Origin of the sequence: Massilia oculi, assembly GCF_017582745.1 — a bacterium.
Lineage (GTDB): Bacteria > Pseudomonadota > Gammaproteobacteria > Burkholderiales > Burkholderiaceae_D > Telluria > Telluria oculi_A.
Map to the genome: position 1 here is coordinate 106,513 of NZ_JAFVIM010000003.1, position 18,428 is coordinate 124,940.

General features: G+C 63.1%; 15 protein-coding genes and 1 pseudogene. 12 read left to right on the forward strand and 4 right to left on the reverse strand.

Going from position 1 to position 18,428, the window contains the following annotated elements:
- The first annotated feature begins 65 nt into the window (after positions 1-65).
- Both J3U95_RS04640 and J3U95_RS04645 read left to right on the forward strand, forming a co-directional pair.
- Positions 66-461 carry a RidA family protein gene (locus J3U95_RS04640; protein ID WP_208277483.1) on the forward strand — a complete coding sequence of 132 codons (396 nt, stop codon included), beginning with the start codon at positions 66-68 and terminating at the stop codon, positions 459-461.
- A 1-nt stretch (position 462) separates the two neighbouring features.
- Positions 463-1,584 (forward strand): oxidoreductase, encoded by a 1,122-nt coding sequence (locus tag J3U95_RS04645; RefSeq protein ID WP_208277484.1) that lies wholly within the window; start codon positions 463-465, stop codon positions 1,582-1,584.
- Positions 1,585-1,598: 14 nt separating this feature from the next.
- Here the strand turns inward: J3U95_RS04645 and J3U95_RS04650 are convergent.
- Positions 1,599-3,251 (reverse strand): annotated as a pseudogene (locus J3U95_RS04650) (3-(methylthio)propionyl-CoA ligase).
- A 219-nt stretch (positions 3,252-3,470) separates the two neighbouring features.
- Here J3U95_RS04650 and J3U95_RS04655 point away from each other — a divergent pair.
- The 9 genes from J3U95_RS04655 to J3U95_RS04695 all read left to right on the forward strand — a co-directional run bounded on the left by J3U95_RS04655 (position 3,471) and on the right by J3U95_RS04695 (position 10,167).
- Positions 3,471-4,934, forward strand: coding sequence for a protein adenylyltransferase SelO (locus J3U95_RS04655; protein WP_441295263.1), 1,464 nt, complete (start codon positions 3,471-3,473; stop codon positions 4,932-4,934).
- 52 nt (positions 4,935-4,986) lie between these two features.
- Positions 4,987-5,382 carry a peptide-methionine (R)-S-oxide reductase MsrB gene (gene msrB, locus J3U95_RS04660; RefSeq protein WP_208277485.1) on the forward strand — a complete coding sequence of 132 codons (396 nt, stop codon included), beginning with the start codon at positions 4,987-4,989 and terminating at the stop codon, positions 5,380-5,382.
- 10 nt (positions 5,383-5,392) lie between these two features.
- Positions 5,393-6,028: a septation protein A gene (locus J3U95_RS04665; protein ID WP_208277486.1), complete on the forward strand. Its 636-nt coding sequence runs from the start codon at positions 5,393-5,395 to the stop codon at positions 6,026-6,028.
- Positions 6,025-6,303 carry a BolA family protein gene (locus J3U95_RS04670; RefSeq protein WP_208277487.1) on the forward strand — a complete coding sequence of 93 codons (279 nt, stop codon included), beginning with the start codon at positions 6,025-6,027 and terminating at the stop codon, positions 6,301-6,303. Before J3U95_RS04665 ends, J3U95_RS04670 begins: the two co-directional genes overlap by 4 nt.
- A gap of 106 nt (positions 6,304-6,409) precedes the next feature.
- Positions 6,410-7,189: a peptidylprolyl isomerase gene (locus J3U95_RS04675; RefSeq protein ID WP_208277488.1), complete on the forward strand. Its 780-nt coding sequence runs from the start codon at positions 6,410-6,412 to the stop codon at positions 7,187-7,189.
- Between the two features lie 82 nt (positions 7,190-7,271).
- Positions 7,272-8,048 carry a peptidylprolyl isomerase gene (locus tag J3U95_RS04680; protein WP_208277489.1) on the forward strand — a complete coding sequence of 259 codons (777 nt, stop codon included), beginning with the start codon at positions 7,272-7,274 and terminating at the stop codon, positions 8,046-8,048.
- 7 nt (positions 8,049-8,055) lie between these two features.
- Positions 8,056-8,787, forward strand: a complete 732-nt coding sequence (locus J3U95_RS04685; protein WP_208277490.1) for a PH domain-containing protein — start codon at positions 8,056-8,058, stop codon at positions 8,785-8,787.
- Positions 8,784-9,215, forward strand: a complete 432-nt coding sequence (locus J3U95_RS04690) for a GNAT family N-acetyltransferase (protein WP_229519641.1) — start codon at positions 8,784-8,786, stop codon at positions 9,213-9,215. Before J3U95_RS04685 ends, J3U95_RS04690 begins: the two co-directional genes overlap by 4 nt.
- Positions 9,216-9,543: 328 nt before the next feature.
- The gene (locus J3U95_RS04695) at positions 9,544-10,167 is read left to right on the forward strand and encodes a hypothetical protein (protein WP_208277491.1); all 624 of its coding nucleotides are present in this window, start codon (positions 9,544-9,546) and stop codon (positions 10,165-10,167) included.
- 331 nt (positions 10,168-10,498) lie between these two features.
- On the opposite strand, the gene J3U95_RS04700 is transcribed toward J3U95_RS04695, so the two are convergent.
- Both J3U95_RS04700 and purL read right to left on the reverse strand, forming a co-directional pair.
- A complete protein-coding gene (locus J3U95_RS04700) occupies positions 10,499-11,215 on the reverse strand; it encodes a hypothetical protein (protein ID WP_208277492.1) in 717 nt (238 codons plus the stop codon).
- Between the two features lie 100 nt (positions 11,216-11,315).
- Positions 11,316-15,335: a phosphoribosylformylglycinamidine synthase gene (purL, locus tag J3U95_RS04705; RefSeq protein ID WP_208277493.1), complete on the reverse strand. Its 4,020-nt coding sequence runs from the start codon at positions 15,333-15,335 to the stop codon at positions 11,316-11,318.
- Positions 15,336-15,545: 210 nt separating this feature from the next.
- Between purL and J3U95_RS04710 the strand changes: the two genes are divergently transcribed.
- Positions 15,546-17,177: a response regulator gene (locus J3U95_RS04710; protein WP_208277494.1), complete on the forward strand. Its 1,632-nt coding sequence runs from the start codon at positions 15,546-15,548 to the stop codon at positions 17,175-17,177.
- A gap of 11 nt (positions 17,178-17,188) precedes the next feature.
- On the opposite strand, the gene J3U95_RS04715 is transcribed toward J3U95_RS04710, so the two are convergent.
- Positions 17,189-18,400 carry an MFS transporter gene (locus J3U95_RS04715; protein ID WP_208277495.1) on the reverse strand — a complete coding sequence of 404 codons (1,212 nt, stop codon included), beginning with the start codon at positions 18,398-18,400 and terminating at the stop codon, positions 17,189-17,191.
- Between the last annotated feature and the right edge of the window lie 28 nt (positions 18,401-18,428).

Genomic DNA, 18,428 nt, shown 5'->3' on the forward strand with positions numbered 1-18,428 from the left:
CTTGTGCAGGTGCCGCTGCCTTTCGCAGCAGCCTCAAACGACTCTTCATGAGAAAGGAAACCACCATGTTCGAACGCATCGTCACCCAGCCCGACAACTACGAGCCCTTCCTGTTATCGCAGGGCATCAAGTTCGGCAACCTGCTGTTCATTTCGGGCCAGGCCGGCGCCGCCGATGACGGCAAGATCGTCGACGGCGGCTTCCGGGCTCAGGGCGAGCAAGCCTTCGCCAACCTGCGCCGCGCCCTGGAGGCGGGCGGCTCGCGCCTGGAAGACGTCGTGAAGGTCACCATCTTCGTCACCGACATGGGCCACTTCGACGACGTGGTGGCGCTGCGTCGCAAGTACTTCACGGCCCCCTACCCGGCCGACACCATCGCTGAGATCAAAGCCCTGTACGACCCGGCCGCGATGATCGAGATCGAAGCCATCGCCGCCGTGCGCGACAGCGAGGGCCGCTGAAATGGACATCGATCGCACCAGCACGCTGTTCACGCCGTTCGAACTCGGCGCGCTGCGCCTGCGCAACCGGATCGCGGTGGCGCCGATGACCCGGGTCAGCGCCAGCGCCGAGGGACTGGCCACCGCCCAGATGAGGCACTATTACGGCAGCTTCGCCGCCGGCGGCTTCGGGCTGATCACCACCGAGGGCATCTACACCGACGAGGCCTGGTCGCAGGGCTACCTGTTCCAGCCGGGCCTGGCCGACGACGCCCAACGTGATGCCTGGCAGCCGGTGGTCGACGCCGTGCACCTGCACGGCGGCGCGATCGTCGCCCAGTTGATGCACGCCGGCGCCCTTTCGCAGGGTAATCGCTACCGCGACGACACCCGTGCGCCGTCGGCAGTTCGGCCGAGAGGCACGCAGATGGCGTTCTACCGGGGCGATGGCCAATACCCGGTACCGGGCGCGATGAACGAGGCCGAGATCGCGGAGGCGGTCGAGGGATTCGCCAACGCGGCGCGGCGCGCCCGTGCGGCGGGCTTCGACGGCGTGGAGATCCACGGCGCCAACGGTTATCTGCTCGACCAGTTCCTGACCGAGGGCGTGAACGAGCGCCAGGACGGTTATGGTGGACCAGCGCGATCCCGCCTGCGCCTGATACGCGAGACCGTGCACGCCGTACGCGCGGCGCTGGGCAGCGATTTCACACTCGGGCTGCGCATCTCGCAGGGCAAGGTGAACGATTTCGTGCACAAATGGCGAGGCGAACACGAAGCCGCCGAGATCTTCGGCGCCCTGGGTGAGCTGCCGTTGGACTATCTGCACATCACCGAATTCGAGGCCTGGCAACCGGCTTTCGGCGGCGCCCCGAGCCTGGCAGCGCTGGCGCGGCGCCATGCAGGCTTGCCGGTGATGGCGAACGGCTCGCTGCACGATCCGGCCCGCGCCACCGCGATGCTGGCCGATGGGGCGGCGGACCTCGTGTCGCTGGGCCGCGGTGCGCTGACCCATGCCGACTGGCCGCACCGGGTGCAGGCAAGCCTGCCGCTCGACGACTTCGATCGCGGACTGCTGGCGCCGATCGCGGACCTCGATCATGCCGAGCGGCGCCGCAGCGAGACCGTCGCAGTCGATCCCTAGCCGGCTGAGGCGGCTCAGGCGGTCGGCAAGCGATGCTCTGCATACGCTTCGCGCAGCTTGTTCTTCTGGATCTTGCCGGTGCCGCCCACCGGCAAGCTCTCGGCGAACACTACGTCGTCCGGCGTCCACCATTTAGCAACCTTGCCGGCGAACCAGTCCAGCAGATCTTCACGCGAGACTTCCATGCCGGGCCGGCGTACCACCACCAGCAAGGGCCGCTCGGCCCACTTCGGATGCTGTACGCCGATGCAGGCCGCCTGCAACACCCCCGGGTGCGACATCGCGACGTTCTCCAGGTCGATCGTGCCGATCCACTCGCCGCCCGACTTGATGACGTCCTTGCTGCGGTCGGTGATCGCCAGGTAGCCATCGGCGTCGATCGTGGCCACGTCGCCGGTCGGGAACCAGCCGTCCTCCAGCACGTCGCCACCCTCGCCCCGGAAATACCCGGACACCACCCACGGCCCCTTGACCAGCAAATGGCCAAAGGTTGCGCCGTCCCATGGTAATTCGACGCCGTCGTCGTCGACGATCTTCATGTCGACGCCACAGATCGCGTGGCCCTGCTTCCTCAGCACGGAGCGCTGCGCCTCCTGCGGTAATGCAGTATGTTTGGCCTGCAGGGTGCAGGCGGTGCCGAGCGGCGACATTTCCGTCATGCCCCAGGCGTGCACCACCTGCACACCCAGGCGGTCGATGAGGGTGTCCATCATCGCCGACGGGCAGGCCGAACCACCGATCACGGTGCGGCGGAAGGTCGAGAAGCGCAGGTCGTTGGCCAGCACGTGGTTGATCAGCCCCAGCCAGACCGTCGGCACGCCGGCCGAAAACGTCACGCCTTCGGCCTCGAACAGCGCGTACAGCGACTTGCCGTCCAGCGCAGGCCCCGGGAATACCAGCTTCGCCCCCACCAGCGGCGCCGAATACGGCAAACCCCAGGCGTTGACGTGGAACATTGGCACCACCGGCAGCACCACGTCGGCGCTCGCGATACCGAGCGCGTTCGGCAGCGCAGAGGCATAGGCGTGCAGCACTGTGGAGCGGTGCGAGTACAGGGCGCCCTTCGGGTTGCCGGTCGTGCCCGAGGTATAGCACAGGGCCGCCGACGAACGCTCGTCGAACTGCGGCCAGTCGTAATCGCTGGATGCTTGTTCTATCAGTTCTTAATAGCACAGCAGGCCGGGAATCGCCCCCGCCTGCGGCATATGCTCACGCCCGCACAGGGCGACATAAGCCTTGACGGTCTTGCACTGGCGCGCCATCGCCTCGATCGCCGGCAGGAAGGTCAAATCGAAGAACAGCACGCGATCGTCGGCGTGGTTGACGATGTAGGCGACCTGGTCAGGATGCAGGCGCGGATTGATCGTATGCAGCACTGCGCCCGAGCCCGACACGCCATAGTACAGCTCCAGGTGGCGGTAGCCGTTCCAGGCCAGGGTTGCGATGCGCTCGCCCATCCCGATGCCCAGGGCGCCAAGGGCGTTGGCCAGCTGACGCGCGCGGCGCGCGCAATCGCGGTAGGTGTAGCGGTGCAAATCGCCCTCCACGCGGCGCGAAACGATCTCGGTATCGCCGTAATGGCGCGCCGCGAACTCGAGAATGCCCGAGACCAGCAGCGGTTGATCCATCATCTGGCCTTGCAAAGGACTCATCGGGTACGCGTGCATCGGGTCTCCATGAATAGTCTGGCAACACAAAAAGTGTCTAACCCGAAGCCTGCGCCCGTCAACCGGATTCGATGATGCACCGCATCAACTCCTTGAGCCAGATCGGCAATGAGCGGTTACCGGATGTAACGCCGGCCCACACCGCACGGGTGCGCGAATAGAATCGGCCTGGTGCGGTAAAATCCCGCCAATCTTGACCACTTTGCCACGGATACTGCCATCACTGCCGACGAACTTCCACTGAACAATTCGTTTGCCGAATTGCCACCGGCGTTCTACACGCGCCTCATGCCGACGCCGCTGCCATCGCCCCATTTCGTGGCGGCAAGCAGTCCTGCCGCTGCCCTGATCGGGCTGGATGCGGCCGATCTTGCTCGCCCTGATTTTGTCGACGTCTTTACCGGCAATAAGGTCGCGGCGCGATCGCAGCCCCTGTCCGCCGTGTATTCCGGCCACCAGTTCGGCGTCTGGGCGGGGCAACTCGGCGACGGCCGCGCGATCACGCTGGGCGACCTCGCCACACCGGGCGGTCCGATGGAGCTGCAACTGAAAGGCGCCGGGCGCACGCCGTATTCGCGCATGGGCGACGGCCGCGCCGTGCTGCGCTCGTCGATCCGCGAATTCCTGTGTTCCGAAGCCATGGCCGCCCTCGGCATCCCGACCACGCGCGCACTGATGGTGACCGGCTCGCCACAGCAGGTGGCGCGCGAGACGATGGAAAGCACCGCCGTCGTGACGCGCATGGCGCCCACTTTCGTGCGCTTCGGCTCCTTCGAGCACTGGGCGTCGCGCGGGAAGGAGGCCGAGCTGAAGACGCTCGCCGACTACGTCATCCGCCAGTTCTACCCGGAATTCCAGGACGCCGCCAACCCATACAAGGAATTGCTGGCCGAAGTCACCCGCCGCACCGCGCGCATGATCGCGCACTGGCAGGCGGTCGGCTTCATGCATGGCGTGATGAACACCGACAATATGTCGATCCTGGGCCTGACCCTGGACTACGGCCCGTTCGGCTTCATGGAAGCCTTTGATGCCAAGCACATCTGCAACCATACGGACCAGGGCGGCCGCTATTCCTATGCCAACCAGGTGCCGGTCGGCCACTGGAACTGCTATGCGCTGGCCAACGCCCTGCTGCCGCTGATCGGCGAGCCCGAGGCGGCAGAGGAAGCGCTCGACCTCTACCGTCCCGAGTTCGGCCGCCAGCTCGACACCCTGCTGCACGCCAAGCTCGGCCTTAAGGAAACGCGCGACGGCGACGCGGCCCTGTTCGACAATATGTTCACGCTGCTGCAGGACAACCATGCCGACTTCACGCTGTTCTTCCGCCGCCTGGGCGAGCTGCGCGTCGAGGAGCCCGCTCTGGATGAACCATTGCGCGACCTCCTCATCGACCGCGCCGCCTGCGACGCCTGGACGGGTGAATACCGCGCCCGCCTGCGCCAGGAAGGGAGCAGCGACGCGGCCAGGCGCGAGGCCATGCACGGGGTCAATCCGAAATACATCCTGCGCAACTATCTGGCGCAGATCGCCATCGAACAGGCGCAGAACGGCGACTTCAGTGGCGTGCACAAGCTGCTGGCCGTGCTGGAACGCCCGTTCGACGACCAGCCCGACAACGAATCCTATGCGGCCCTGCCGCCTGACTGGGCAGCCCACCTCGAGGTGAGCTGCTCGTCCTGAGCCTCGCTTGGGCCGCATCCGGGCCCAGCCTCTCACACAACGAAAGAGAATCATGACCGATAAAGTGACCAAGACCGACGCCGAGTGGCGCGCCCAGCTCGACCCGATGGAATACCAGGTGACCCGCCACGCCGCCACCGAGCGCGCCTTTACCGGCAAGTACTGGGACCACCACGAACACGGCATCTATCACTGCGTGTGCTGCGACACCCCGCTGTTCGAATCGGACACCAAGTTCGACTCGGGCTGCGGCTGGCCCAGCTACTTCAAGGCCCTCGACCCGGCGAACGTGATCGAGAAGGTCGACCGCAGCCACGGCATGGTGCGCACAGAAGTCATTTGCGGCGTATGCGACGCCCACCTGGGCCACGTGTTCCCGGACGGCCCGCCGCCGACCGGCCTGCGCTATTGCATCAATTCCGCCTCGATGCGGTTCGAACCGATCTGAAGGTGACGCAGTGAAGAAATTTCTGTTCGACCTGTTCCCGGTCCTCCTGTTCTTCGGCGTCTACAAATACGGCGACAGCAACCAGGAGTGGGCGCACCGCATGGCCGTCGAGTACCTTGGTGGACTGATCGCAGGCGGCGCGGTGCCGCCGGCGCAATCGGCGATCCTGCTGGCCACCGCGGTCGCGATCGTCGCCACCGCGCTGCAGGTGGGCTACCTGCTGGTGCGAGGACGCAAGGTCGACAATATGCTATGGCTGTCGATGGCCGTGATCCTGGTTGCCGGCGGCGCCACGATCTATTTCCATGACGACCTGTTTATCAAATGGAAGCCGACCATCCTGTACTGGGCCTTCGCCGTCGCCCTGCTGGTGGCGCAGGTGTTCTACAAGAAGAACCTGATGCGCTCCGTGATGGAGGCCAATATTAAGCTACCCGATCTGGTGTGGAGCCGGCTCGGCTACAGCTGGATCCTGTTCTTCGCCGGCATGGGCCTGTTGAACTTGTTGATGGCCTTCGTGGTCTTCCGTAACGATACCAGCGCCTGGGTCAGCTTCAAGCTGTTCGGCTTTACCGGCATCATGTTCGGGTTCATCGTGATCCAGATGATGATGCTTTCAAAATACATCAAGGAGGAAGAAGCATGACCACCATAGACCGCGAATCACGCCTGCGCGCCATCCTCGAGGCCGAGCTGGCCCCGGCGTCGCTCGAGATCATCGACGACTCGCACCTGCATGCCGGCCATGCGGGCAACACCGGGGGCAGCCACTACACGGTCAAAATCGTGTCATCGCGCTTCGAAGGCCTCAAGCTGGTCATGCGCCATCGTCTTGTGTATGATGCCGTTCACGATATGATCAACAAGGCGGAAATCCACGCGCTCGCCATCCAGGCGACCGCGCCTTCCGAGCTGTCCTGAGCGTCGGCTTCAGGCAGTTTTAAGTAATGTGCCCGACAATTTACACTGCTAGTCACAAGAACTAATCTAATCTCGTCCAGCAACTATCCCCGCTACAGGAACACACATGACCTTTAAGCCAGCTCGCCTGCTGTTAGCCCTTGTCGCCGTTGCATCGGCTCCCGCATTCGCCCAGAACCTCGCAGTGGTGAACGGCAAGGCGATCCCTTCGTCGCGCGCAGAAGCCGTCGTCAAGCAGGTCGTGGCCCAGGGCCAGGGCCAGGATTCGCCAGAACTGCGCGAAGCCGTCAAGAATGACCTGATCGCCCGCGAAGTGCTGATGCAGGAAGCCGTCAAGCAAGGCTACGACAAGAAGCCCGAAGTGCGCGAAGCGCTGGACAATGCCCGCCAGTCGATCGTCGTCAACGCCCTGGCCCGCGAGTACATCACCAAGAATCCGGTGAGCGACGCCCAGATCAAGGCCGAGTACGACAAGTTCAAGGCGCAGACCGGCGACAAGGAATACCATGTGCGTCACATCCTGTTCACGACCGAGGACGAAGCCAAGGCTGCCATCGGCAAGCTGAAAGGCGGCGCCAAGTTCGAAGATCTGGCCAAGACCTCGAAGGACACCGGCACCGCCAACAACGGCGGCGACCTGGATTGGGTCACCCCGAACGCCCTGCCGCCGGAATTCTCGGCCGGCTTCACCAAGCTGCAGAAAGGCGCGATCACCGACGTGCCGGTCAAGACCAACGCCGGTTTCCACGTGATCAAGCTGGACGACACCCGTGCGGTCAAGCTGCCGTCGCTCGAAGAAGTCAAGCCGCAGATCGCCGACTCCCTGTCGCAAGAGAAGCTGCGTGACTATCAGGAGCAAATGGTCAAAAAGGCAAAGGTGCAGTAATATGTACTGTCGCCGGCGCTGAGTTTGCGCCGGCTTTCGTCGCCTGCGGCGATACTTATCGTGTTTATATAGGATCTCAACAATGATTTTGAAGCCAGCCCGCCTGTTGTTAGCCATGACCGCATTGGTTGCCCTGCCTGCACTCGCGCAAAACGCTGCAACCGTCAATGGCAAGGCGATCCCGCAAGCGAGGGTCGACCAGCTGGTCAAGCAAGTCGTCGCCCAGGGCCGCGCCACCGACTCGCCTGAGCTGCGCGAAGCGATCAAGAAAGACCTGATCAGCCGTGAAGTGTTGATCCAGGAAGCCGACAAGCAGAACATCGGCAACCGTGCCGACGTCAAATCGGCCATCGACAATGCCCGCCAGAGCATCATCATCAATGCGATGCTGGCCGACTACGTCAAGAAGAACCCGGTCAAGGATGCCGAGATCAAGGCCGAGTACGACAAGCAGAAAGCCATGATCGGCGACAAGGAATACCACGCCCGCCACATCCTGGTCGATTCCGAAGCCACCGCCAAGGACATCATCGCCAAGCTGAAAGGCGGCGCCAAGTTCGAAGAGCTGGCCAAGCAGTCGAAAGACGGCAGCGCCCAGAACGGCGGCGACCTGGGCTGGGCAAGCCCGGCCACCTACGTGCCTGAGTTCTCGAAAGCCATGGTAGCCCTGCAAAAAGGCGCCATCACCGAGACCCCGGTGAAATCGCAGTTCGGCTTCCACGTCATCAAGCTGGAAGACGTGCGCGCGACCAAGATCCCGGCACTGGACGAAGTCAAGCAGCAAGTCGCGGAAGGCCTGCAGCAGCGTCAGCTGGCAGCGTACCGCGAAAGCCTGGTCAAGAAGGCCAAGGTGCAGTAATCGCCGGTTGACGGCATCGAAGAGCGCTCCTGAGGGGGCGCTTTTTTTATGGTCGCACGCCTTGCGAGCGCGTTACCTTGCCGCCGCCCTGCCCGCTGTGAATATCCGTGCATTTCGTGCCTGGACCTATCTGCTATCGTTGCGGTTTTCCTTGGCACTTAACTCAATGGATTTTGACTACTTCGGCATTCTGTTCCAGGTCGTGTTCTGGATTGTCGCCATGACGTTCATGATGCGCTGGTTCGCCCGCAGCCGCCTGCGCGAGCGGCCTGCGAGCGAGGCCCGCAATCTGAGGCAGCCGACGCCACTTCTGATCGTCGGCATCGTCTGCCTCGCGATGTCCATCGGGATGCTGTTCGGTTCGTACACCGAAACTGGTGGTCCGATTCCGTTCGTGGTCGGCGCTACGATGACGTTGCTCTCCCTGTATCTCATCGGCGACTATTACCTGGCGCGTCACGTGGTCGACGACCAGGGAATGGCGTATGGCCGCACGCTGGGCAAGCGGGGGGATCTTCGCTGGGGCGAGGTCCGGCGTGTCGCCTTTAACAGGCGCATGAACTGGTACCGGCTCGAGCTTGAATCGGGCATCATGGTGCGGGTGACAGGAATGCAGATGGGTCTTCCGGAATTCGCCGCCCACGTGCTCCGGCATGTGCCTGCGGCACGGATCGACCCACGCGCGCGCACCATGCTCGAAAACGCCGCACAAGGCAAGCTGCACAAAATATGGCCATGACAGGCGCGATCTTCAGGCAGGCGACGGTTGACGACATACCGGCCATGTCGCGCATAAGACTGGCCGTCAATGAGAACCGCCTGCGCGATCCGAGTCGCATCACGCGACAGATGTACGAGGATTTCCTGGAACGGGACGGGCACGGCTGGGTGGCGCAGATCGATGGTGTGACGGTGGCGTTCAGCTACGCAAACCGCACCGATGGATCGATCTGGGCCTTGTTCGTCGAGCCTTGCCACGAAGGCCGGGGCCTGGCGAAGAGCTTACTTGTGCTGGCGACCGATTGGCTGTTCTCGCTCGGCTTCGACGAGCTCAAGCTAAGTACGGGCGCCGGCACCAGGGCCGATGGCTTCTATGCCCGTGTGGGCTGGGAACGTATCGAAGGAGACGGTTCGGATGTCGAGTATGTCTTGAAACGCACTGCCTAATATCACGCCTTAGTGGCCGAGCATAGCGAGAGTTACATTTAGCGAGGGTCACATAGCAAGGGGCGCGTCTGACATTCGGACTCAACCTCATCTGGAGTAGAAAGCATCTGACCAGAATTCTCAATCTCGGAATAGATCAGGAAGGCAATTCTCAAGGCCGTGTCTGAACGTCAGACCTGCTCCTCAATCCTGCGCGAGCCCCATGTTCGCTGGTGAGGAGATTCCTTTTTCATCTCTCCAGATTAATTTCAAACATGTGACAATAGGTGAGATTGTTAGTGAATCCAAGGTGTACGATCGCTCTCCCCACACTAGGCACTTATTGCAAATGAAAATCGCCGAAAAAAGCTTCCGAGAAATCTCAAATCAATTCCTAAAAATTGCGGCATTGCCATTTATCATAACCATGCTTTGCGGTCTTGCAGGCGCACTATCTGGCGGTACGATCTCAAAAATCATGATCTCGATCATCAACGGACAACTGGCGATTACACTATTAAAAGTGTGCTTTTATATTGGAATTATAATTCTATCAATCGCTTTTATCTTCCGTAAGACCCGGATGGTCCACTCGCCTCTGCATACCCTTGGTGAGTGGGTGGCAGGAATCGGCTTTATCACGAGCGCTACCGCCGCCGGTGTCGGGGCGGGCCTATACGGAGGTATTGCTGTTGAGACCTCGATAACACTTGCCATTGCTCCAGCAGTTCACCTCTTATTCTTATTCACGTCCCTCTGTGCTGTTTTTTGGCTTGCCGCTGCAGCCCCGAAGCTTGCCCAGTCTGAATCGCATAAATGGGAAGGAACGATCTTCACATGCTTGGCGGTGCTGACTGCCGGGATTTCTAGTGCGTTTTTGTATTGTGAGCAGTGGACTGAAATCGATGGATTGGCGTTGGAGCAGCGCGGGACAATCTGCCCATGCATATACAATTATAAGCCTGGCACTTAGAATCCATACTCGTGCCAATAACGATCTCCAAGCAAACCATATAGGAAAATAGTGAAGGTTGTGTAGCGAGGATCCGGCCTGACATTCGCATATCACCTCCATAGCGAGAGTAAGCTCCGACACCCGGATTCAACCTCGGCTTAAGTAAAAGGTGCCGGACCAGATTTCTGAATATTGGAATCGCTTAGAATGGACATTTTCAAGACCATGCCCGAATGTCAGATCTGACCCTTGATCTGACCCATCACTCTTTATTTGACCTTCGATTTAGTGATCAGTACATTCAAAAAAACCCGACCTATCCACAAGCAGATCACCCTTATTTTTATTTTTATCGATTCCGATTAATGACGTGACTGACATCAGCGAAGTACTTTCGTGTGTCTGCATGAATACCTCCTATTCGCTCCATCAGATAGAGCAGCCTGCTTGCCTTGTCGACGTAGTATATCAATACTGGCGCATAGCTTCTCGACTGTAAGCTTGCGTACTGCTCTAAAAACTGCCGTAACTTTTCCAACAAGTACTGTATCTCTCGGATATCTGACTCGATAACCGACCCTCTCTCACTCGCTAAGCGTACAAATTCGTCCAATACCGGAGAAAATCCACCGAAGACAGAAACCCGCTCAGCCTCAGAAGCCATGTGATCTATGTTTAGCACTGGCAAGGCCCCAGCAACTGAAACAGTCCGTCCACGTAGCGCCGCTAGACGTACATCGATATCGCGGACAACAAGAAGAAATTCCTGACTACGACGATCACTGACAAGCTCCTCCAACTCCAATTTCGCAACCGCCGTTTGATTTGTTAGCTGGACCGCCATCTCGCGTACTTCCAGTCGTTGCACGTTAATCGACCACAGTGCGGACATAAACGCTGCGAATGCGAAAATAGGGTTTAGCAAACCGCCAAAGTAATCTCCAAACTGGCCCCAATGCTCACGGTTTATGGACAGAGACGTCCCAAATGTTGCCATATGCAACGTTACAGCGATGGAGATGATCAAAACTGCAACTAATGCGGCGAGAACCAAAGATTTTTTCATTCAAGTTTTAGCAGCAACACAGACCTTATATAAGCCGTTCTTATGGAGCCCTGAAAAAATAAGTGCCTCTCGCGAGGCACTTATTAGGCTAAGGTAAATATCAGCCAACCCACTTGCGCGCATTGCGGAACATGCGCATCCACGGCGACTCGTCACCCCACGATTCCGGCGCCCACGAGTGAGTCGCGGCACGGAACACGCGCTCGGCGTGCGGCATCAGCACCGTGAAGCGGCCATCGTCGGTGGTGACCGAGGTCAGGCCGCCCGGCGAACCATTCGGGTTGAATGGATAGGTCTCGGTCGCTTCGCCGCGGTTGTTCACGAAACGCATCGCCTTGTGGGCGGCGTCGAAATCGCCGGTCAGCGAGAAGTCGGCGAAGCCTTCGCCGTGGGCGATGGCAATCGGCGCCTGGGTGCCGGCCATGCCCGCGAAGAAGATCGACGGCGAATCCAGCACCTCGACCATGCCGAAGCGCGCTTCGAACTGCTCCGACTTGTTGCGGGTGAACTTCGGCCACGCATGCGCGCCCGGGATGATCGATTTCAAGTTGCTCATCATCTGGCAGCCGTTGCAGACGCCCAGGCCGAAGGTGTCCTGGCGCTGGAAGAACTTGGCGAACTGCTCGGACAGCTGCGGGTTGAACAGGATGGTCTTGGCCCAGCCCTCGCCCGCGCCCAGCACGTCGCCGTACGAGAAACCGCCGACGGCGATGATGCCGTGGAAGTCGTCCAGCTTGGCGCGACCGGCGATCAGGTCGCTCATGTGGACGTCGACCGCGGCGAAGCCAGCCTGGTGCATCACCCACGCGGTCTCAATATGCGAGTTGACGCCCTGCTCGCGCAGGATCGCCACGCGCGGACGCACGCCCGTCGCGATGAACGGTGCGGCGACGTTGTCCGCCAGGTCGAAGGTGATCTTCGGCTGCATGCCTGGATCGGTTTCATCTAGCAGGCGGTCGTATTCCGAATCGGCGCAAGCCGGGTTGTCGCGCAGGCGCGCGATGCGCCAGCTGGTCTCGCTCCACAGGCGGTGCAGGCTGCTGCGCGATTCGTTGTAGATCACTTTCGCATCGCGCGTAAACTCGATCGCGCCGCGGTCGTTCAGCTTGCCGATGATGTGGCTGCAGGCGCCCAGGCCCTGGTCCCGCAGCACGTTCATGACAAAGCTCTTGTCGTCCGCGCGCACCTGGATCACGGCGCCCAGCTCCTCGCTGAACAGCGCGCGCAGGGTCATCTCGTTGCGGCGCTCGGCCACCTGGCCGGCCCAGTTCTTGGCGTCGCCCCAGTCGGATGCGTGCTCGCCTTCCATGGTCAGGATGTCGAGGTTGACCGACACGCCGGTGCGGCCGGCGAAGGCCATCTCGGTCAGCGTCGCGAACAGGCCGCCGTCCGAGCGGTCGTGGTAAGCGAGCAGCTTGCCATCCTTGTTCAGCTGCTGGATCGCGACGAAGAAGGCTTTCAGGTCTTGCGGCGAATCGACGTCCGGCACCGAGTCGCCCAGCTGCTGCGTCACTTGCGCCAGGATCGAAGCGCCCAGGCGGTTCTTGCCGCGACCCAGGTCGACCAGGATCAGGGCGGTGTCGCCGCTGTCCGTGCGCAGTTGCGGGGTCAGCGAACGGCGCACGTCGGTAACCGGCGCGAACGAGGACACGATCAGCGACACCGGAGAGATCACGGCCTTGTTCTTGCCCTCGTCATTCCAGGTGGTGCGCATCGACAGCGAATCTTTACCGACCGGGATCGACACGCCCAGCGCCGGGCACAGTTCCATGCCGACCGCCTTGACGGTGTCGAACAGCGCCGCGTCCTGGCCCGGCTGGCCGCAGGCCGCCATCCAGTTGGCCGACAGCTTGATGTCCGAGATGTCGTCGATCGCGGCGGCCGCGATATTGGTGATCGCCTCGCCCACGGCCATGCGGCCCGATGCGGCGGCGTCGATCACCGCCAGCGGGGTGCGCTCGCCCATCGCCATCGCCTCGCCCACGAAGCCTTCGAAGGCCATCGCGGTGACGGCGCAGTCGGCGACCGGCACCTGCCATGGGCCGACCATCTGGTCGCGCACGCTGGTGGCGCCGACGGTGCGGTCGCCGATGGTGATCAGGAAGGATTTATCGGCCACGGCTGGGTTCAGCAGCACGCGGCGCGCGGCTTCCGGCAGCTCGATGCCGGTCAGGTCCACCGGCGGGAAGGCGTGCTGGACATGTTCGACGTCGCGCAGCATCTTCGGCGGCTTGCCGAGCAGGACGTCCATCGGCATGTCGACCGGCGAGTTGCCTTCCTGGTCGTCGATCAGTTTCAACTGGCGCTCTTCGGTGGCGGTGCCGACCACGGCGAACGGGCAGCGCTCGCGCTCGCACAGCGATGCAAATTTTGCAAGGTTATCCGGCGAAATCGCCAACACATATCGCTCTTGCGACTCGTTAGACCAAATTTCCTTTGGCGCCAAACCGCTCTCTTCCAGCGGCACCTTGCGCAGCTCGAAGATCGCGCCGCGCTTGGCGTCGTTGACGATTTCCGGGAAGGCGTTCGACAGGCCGCCAGCGCCGACGTCATGGATCGAGATGATCGGATTGTCTTCGCCCAGCTGCCAGCAGCCGTTGATGACTTCCTGGGCACGGCGTTCCATTTCCGGGTTGCCGCGCTGGACCGAGTCGAAGTCCAGGTCGGCGGTATTGGTGCCGGTCGCCATCGACGAGGCGGCGCTGCCGCCCATGCCGATGCGCATGCCCGGGCCGCCCAGCTGGATCAGCAGGCTGCCGACCGGGATTTCATCCTTGTGGGTATGCTTGGCCGAGATATTGCCGATCCCGCCGGCGATCATGATCGGCTTGTGGTAGCCGTAGACCGCATTCGCGGCGCCCACGTTCTGCTCGTAGGCGCGGAAGTAGCCGCCCAGGACCGGACGGCCGAATTCATTGCTGAAAGCGGCGCCGCCGATCGGGCCGTCGATCATGATCTGCAGCGGCGAGGCGATGCGCTCCGGTTTGCCGTAGACACTATCGCTGCGCTCGCCCTTGGTGACGTCCGACGCGTTTTCCCACGGACGCTGCGCATCCGGCAGCAGCAGGTTCGACACCGTGAAGCCGGTCAGGCCCGCCTTCGGCTTGGCGCCGCGGCCGGTCGCACCCTCGTCGCGGATCTCGCCGCCGGCGCCGGTCGAGGCGCCCGGGAATGGAGAGATCGCGGTCGGGTGGTTGTGCGTCTCGACCTTCATCAGGGTGTGCACCAGCTCGGTCGACGCACCGTATTCCTGGCCGTCGCGCGGGAAGAAGCGGGTGACGGTGGCGCCTTCGATGATCGACGAGTTGTCGCTGTAGGCGACCACGGTGCCGCGCGGGTTCAGCTGGTGCGTGTTCTTGATCATGCCGAACAGCGATTTATCCTGCTTGACGCCGTCGATGATCCAATCGGCGTTGAAGATCTTGTGGCGGCAGTGCTCGCTGTTCGCCTGGGCGAACATCATCAGTTCGACGTCGGTCGGGTTGCGCTGGGCGCGGGTAAAAGCCTCGTGCAGGTAGTCGACTTCGTCTTCCGACATCGCCAGGCCGAGCTCCGTATTGGCGCGCACCAGCGCGTCGCGGCCCGCGCCCAGCACGTCGATGCTCTCCAGCTGCTTGCCTTCGAGTTCGTTGAACAGGTGCTGGGCGTCGTCGGCGCTGCGCAGCACCGATTCGGTCATGCGGTCGTGCAGCAGCGCGCTGACGGCTTCCAGTTCCTCGCTCGTGAGCTTCTTGGCGGCGCCGATGCTGCTGCCCAGGATGCCGCTCTTGAGCACGACGGTGTAGCCGACGCCGCGCTCGATGCGGTGCACGTGGCCCATGCCGCAGTTGTGGGCGATGTCGGTCGCCTTCGAGGCCCAGGGCGAAATCGTCCCCAGGCGCGGAATGACGAAGAACTCCTCGGTCACGCCCTCGTACAGCGTTTCCAGCGCCGGCTCGCCATAGGTGAGCATGGCCGATAGACGTTGCGTATCGTCGGTGGAGAGCGGCGCGCTGGTGTCGATGAAGTGGTAGAAGCGTCCCTGGACGGCGGCAATCGACGGGGCGACGGCTTGCAGTTGGCTCAGGAGGCGTTGGCTACGGAAGGCGGACAGGGCATTGGAACCCGGCAGAATCAACATGGCTTGGACAGTCGTTGATGCAGCGTGGCTGCTAGGGTGGAAGATAGCCCGCTATTATACAGTGTTGCACTATGGTCGGGCCCTCGGCCGACTGACAATATGCTACTCCAGTTTCCTTGATCGGATTGAAACTTGCCGGTATCTTTACGGTAGACAATATTTAAACGCGCCCCTTTTGCGTGGCGCCGGATGACCTGGACGAGAGCGACGATGCAAGAGAATGGAAACCTGGCGGTGCTGGTGGTCGACCCGAACCCGGGAATGCGCACCAGCCTGCAGAACATGCTGAACCTGGCCGGCATCGGCAAGGTCGAGTACGCGATCAACGCCAACACGGCCATCCGCCAGCTGCAGCGGCGCGCCTACGACGTCATCCTGTGCGAGTACGACCTGGCCGGCGGCAGCGGCGAAGGGCAAGACGGCCAGCAGCTGCTGGAAGACCTGCGCCACCACCGCCTGATCTCGGCCTCGACGATCTTCATCATGCTCACCTCCGAGGGCGTCTACGACAAGGTGGTCAGCGCGGCCGAGCTGACGCCGACCGACTACGTCCTCAAGCCCTTCACGGTGGAGATGCTCAGCGGGCGCATCAAGCGCGCGCTGGAGCGCCGCGCCGCCCTGCTCCCGGCCTGGCAACTGGCGGCCCAGGGCAAGCTGCGCGAGGCGATCGCCGCCTGCCGCGACGGCGCCGGCGCCCAACCGCGCTACGCCGCCGACTTCGCGCGCATCCGCGCCGAACTGCACACCAGCCTGAACGAGCACCACGAGGCCGCCGCGGTCTACCGCGAGGTGTTGACGGAGCGCCCTCTCGGCTGGGCCGCGCTGGGCATGGCGCGCGCGCTGTTCGCCCTCGACCAGGTCGACGACGCCCGCACCATCCTCGAAGAACTGCTGGTCGCCAATCCACGCCTGATGGCCGGCTACGACCTGCTGGCGCGCTGCCTGGAGGCCAGCAACGAGCCTGAGCTGGCCAAGAAGGTGCTCGAAGACGCGGTGGCGATCTCGCCGCACGTGGTGCGGCGCCTGCGCAAACTGGGCGAAGTGGCGCTCGCGGCGGGCGACGTCGACGGCGCCGAAAAATCCTTCCGCCAAGTGGTGACCAAGGCGCGCTATTCCGAGTTCCGCAATCCCGAGGACCACGTCAACCTGGTCAAGGCGCTGGTGACGCGCAACGACCTGCTCGGCGCCACCGGCGTGGTGCGCGACCTGGAACGCTCGATGCGCGGCAACCCGGCGGCGGACGCCTGCCGCGCCTATGCCAACTCGCTCGTGCTCGACAAGAGCGGCAACGCCGGCGCGGCGGTGGCCGAACTGCAGGCGGCGGTGACGGCGGTGCGCGCCGGCGGCGCCACCTCGCCCGGCCTGCGCATGGACCTGGCCAAGGCGTGCCTGGATCACCAGCTCGACGAGCAGGCGTCGAACGTCATGCTGACGGTGATGAACGAGACCAACAGCGACGTCTCGGTCGACCAGGCGATGCACGTGTTCGTCAACGCCGGCCGCACCGACATGGTCGAGGGCATGGGCCAGCAATTGCGAGCGCAGGCGCAGATCCTGCTCGGCGTCGCCGACGAGAAGCGCAATATGGGCGACGTGCGCGGCGCGGTGCAGACCCTGCTCGAGGCGCTGCACATCGCGCCCAACAACCTGCAGGTGATGGTGGCCACCGCCGGCGGCATCCTGCGCCAGGTGAACGAGCTGGGGTGGGACCATCCGTTGGGCGACACCGCGGCCCAGCTGCTGGAGGGGATTCGGGCGCAGGATGCGCAGCATCCGCGCCTGGTGGCCTTGACCGACGAGTACCAGGCCGCGCGCCGCAAGTACGGTATCGCAACGGCCTGAGGCCGCGGTGTTCACGCGGCCCCGGTTCGCCGTTCCTCGGCGCGGCCTGGGATGAACATCGCGATTGCCCCGGCCAGCGCGGCGAACGCCACATAGGCAAATACCGCGGCGGGGCCGAACCGGTCGATGACCAATCCCCCGAGCACCGCCCCGGCGGCGATGGCGACCTGGAATACGGACGACAGCAGCGCACCGGCGCTCTCGGCATGGTCGGGCGCCGAACGTGCATTCCAGATCGATATCGACACCGGGAAGGCGCCGAACGCGCCACCCCACAGCGCCGTCGCCAGCAGCGCGACGCCGGCGCTTTCTCCGAACAGGCCAAGCGCGAGAGCGACCGCACCGATCACGAACGAGGCACTGGCCACCGCCAGCGCCGGACTGCGCGCGGCGATCGCCCCGCCGATGAAGTTCCCGATAAAGCCTCCGAGCCCAAACACCAGCAGCGCCAGCGAGATGGTCGGGACGTCGAGGCGCGGGACTTCTTCGAGAAACGGCCGAATGAAGGCGAACCCGGCGAAATGCCCCGAGATCACGAGCAGCGCCGTCCCAAGGCCGAGCGCCACCGAACGACGCGACAGCGCCACCCTGAACGACGCCAGGCCCGGCGCCGCGACGGCCGGCAAGGCCGGCAGCGCCAGCATCTGGACCCCGAGCGCCAGCGCGCCGATGCCGGACGCCGCAAGGTAGGTGGCGCGCCATCCCCAGCGCTCTCCCAGGAAAGCCCCCAGCGGCGCCGCGAACACCGTCGCCAGCGACACCCCCATGATGATGATCGAGATCGCCCGCGGCACCTTGTCGGCGGGGACCAGGCGCAGGGCCAGGGCCGCCATCATCGCCCAGAAGGCGCCCAGGGCGAAGCCCAGCAGGCCGCGCGCGAGCAGCAGGACCGCAATCGTCGACGCATACGCCGACAGGACGCCCGACAGCACGAGCAGCGCCATCAATCCCCAGACGATCTTGCGCCTGTCCGTGCGGCCGGCGCCGAGGATCAACAGCGGCCCGGCAATCGCCGCCACCACGGCGGTGGCGGTGATGGCTTGCCCCACCGTGCCGATGGATACCCCCAGCTCGGCCGCCATCGGCGTCAGCAGGCTGACGGGCAGGAATTCCGCCGTCACCAGCCCGAAGGCGCCGAAGGCGAGGGAGAAGACGGCCAGCCAGGCGGCTGGCGGCGCCGAGGCGGCCGCTTCGAGAGCGCCCGGATCGCTTGCGTGAGACATCGATTCGTCCTTGTCCTTTGATTGAAAG